Annotated in this window: 3 protein-coding genes; all 3 read right to left on the bottom strand. The window is 70.9% G+C overall.

What is annotated here, in order from left to right; translation table 11 throughout:
- The coding region (locus tag K377_RS41065) for an adenosylhomocysteinase (protein ID WP_111668710.1) at window positions 1–710 on the bottom strand (710 nt) is incomplete at its 3' end.
- Window positions 700–1563, bottom strand: a complete 864-nt coding sequence (gene metF / locus K377_RS41060; RefSeq protein ID WP_111668709.1) for a methylenetetrahydrofolate reductase [NAD(P)H] — start codon at window positions 1561–1563, stop codon at window positions 700–702. The genes metF and K377_RS41065, both read right to left, overlap by 11 nt.
- A partial coding sequence (locus tag K377_RS41055) for a vitamin B12 dependent-methionine synthase activation domain-containing protein (RefSeq protein ID WP_272920607.1) occupies window positions 1560–1934 on the bottom strand: 375 nt, incomplete at its 5' end. The genes K377_RS41055 and metF, both read right to left, overlap by 4 nt.

The raw sequence follows: 1934 nt of genomic DNA, 5'->3' as shown, positions 1-1934 counted from the left end.
CGGTTGATGCCGTCGATCAGCGAGTGGCGGCAGCCGTACTTGTTGTCGAACTTCGACTTCGTCACCGCGTCGTTCACGTTGATCGCGGGGAACAGCAGAGTGCCCTCGCGCTGCATCTCGTACAGCCGGTGCACACCCGTCGTCGTCTCCTCCGTCACGCCGCGGATCTCCGAGGCGATGGCGGTCCAGTCGAGCGTGCCGCGCTCCAGCAGGCCGCGTACGACCGTCATCTCCTCGCCGGACGCCTCCGGCAGCGCGCCGGTCTTCTGGCGCTCGACGCCGAGGTGGACGAGGAGGGTGGCGTCGCCGCCGTCGTCGAGGATCATGTTCGGGCCGGCGTGCCCGGGCCAGGTCAGCGCCTGCTCGGTGCACCACCAGTACTCCTCCAGGGTCTCGCCCTTCCAGGCGAAGACCGGGATCCCCGCGGCGGCGATCGCGGCCGCCGCGTGGTCCTGCGTGGAGTAGATGTTGCAGGAGACCCAGCGGACGTCGGCGCCGAGCGCGACGAGGGTCTCGATGAGGACGGCCGTCTGGATCGTCATGTGCAGGGAGCCGGTGATCCGGGCGCCCGCGAGGGGCTGCGCCTCGGCGTACTCCTCGCGGATCGCCATCAGGCCGGGCATCTCGTGCTCGGCGAGGGTGATCTCCTTGCGGCCGAAGGCGGCGAGGGAGAGGTCGGCGACCTTGAAGTCGGTGAACTCAGCTGACATGGAGGCTCCTTGAGCTGTTCAGTACGGCACGGTGGATGTCCAGGGTCGCCGTGGACTTGTTGAGCGTGATGTAGTGCAGGCCGGGCGCTCCCTCGGCGAGCAGGCGTTCGGCCATCGCCGTGGCGTGGGCGACACCGATCTCGTACGCGTCGTGCGGGCGGTCCCGGGACGCCTCCAGCCGGTGCGCGAGGTCCTCGGGGAACGCGGCGCCGGACAGCTCGGCGAACCGGCCGATCTGGCGGGCGTCCGTGGCCGGCATGATCTCCGGGATGATCGGCGTGTCACAGCCGGCGGCCGCCACCCGGTCCCGGAGCCGCAGGTAGTCCTCCACGTCGAAGAACATCTGGGTGACCGCGTAGTCCGCTCCGGCGTGGCACTTGGCGACGAAGTGGCGGATGTCGGTGTCCCAGTCCGGCGAGCGCGGGTGCATCTCGGGGAACGCGGCCACGCCGACCCTGAACTCGCCGAGCGAGCGCACGAGTTCGACGAGCTGATAGGCGTACGTGAAGCCGTCGGGGTGCGGCCGCCAGGGCCCTCGCGGGTCACCGGGCGGGTCGCCGCGCAGCACGAGGACGTCCCGGACGCCGACGTCCGCGTACTGGCCGATGATGTGCCGCAGTTCGGCCACGGAGTGGTCGACGGCCGTGAGGTGCGCGACCGGCCGCAGGGTCGTCTCGGCGACGATGCGCTGGGTGACCTGGACCGTGCGTTCGCGCGAGGAGCCGCCGGCGCCGTAGGTGACGGAGACGAAGTCGGGGGCGAGCGGCTCGATCCGGCGCAGCGCCTGCCACAGGGTCTGCTCGCCCTTGGCGGTCTTCGGCGGGAAGAACTCGAAGGAGAACGTCGGTCTCACCGTCCGCCTCCCGCCCGGCCCGCGTTGAAGTAGCTCGCCTCGGGGTGGTGGACGACGATGGCGTCGGTGGACTGTTCGGGGTGGAGCTGGAACTCCTCGCTGAGGTGGACGCCGATCCGCTCGGGCCGCAGCAGGCCGGCGATCTTCGCGCGGTCCTCCAGGTCCGGGCAGGCTGGGTAGCCGAGCGAGTAGCGGCACCCCTGGTACTCGGTGCGGAGCATGCCGGCGAGCGAGTCGGGGTCGTCGCCCGCCACCCCGATCTCGGCGCGGACGCGCGCGTGCCAGTACTCGGCGAGCGCCTCGGCCAACTGCACGGACAGGCCGTGCAGTTCGAGGTAGTCGCGGTAGGAGTTCGCGGCGAACAGCTCGGC

This window comes from Streptomyces sp. PsTaAH-137 (assembly GCF_003259365.1).
Lineage (GTDB): Bacteria > Actinomycetota > Actinomycetes > Streptomycetales > Streptomycetaceae > Streptomyces.
The sequence above is the reverse complement of the archived record's forward strand: the minus strand, read 5'-3'. Positions and strand labels throughout refer to the sequence as shown.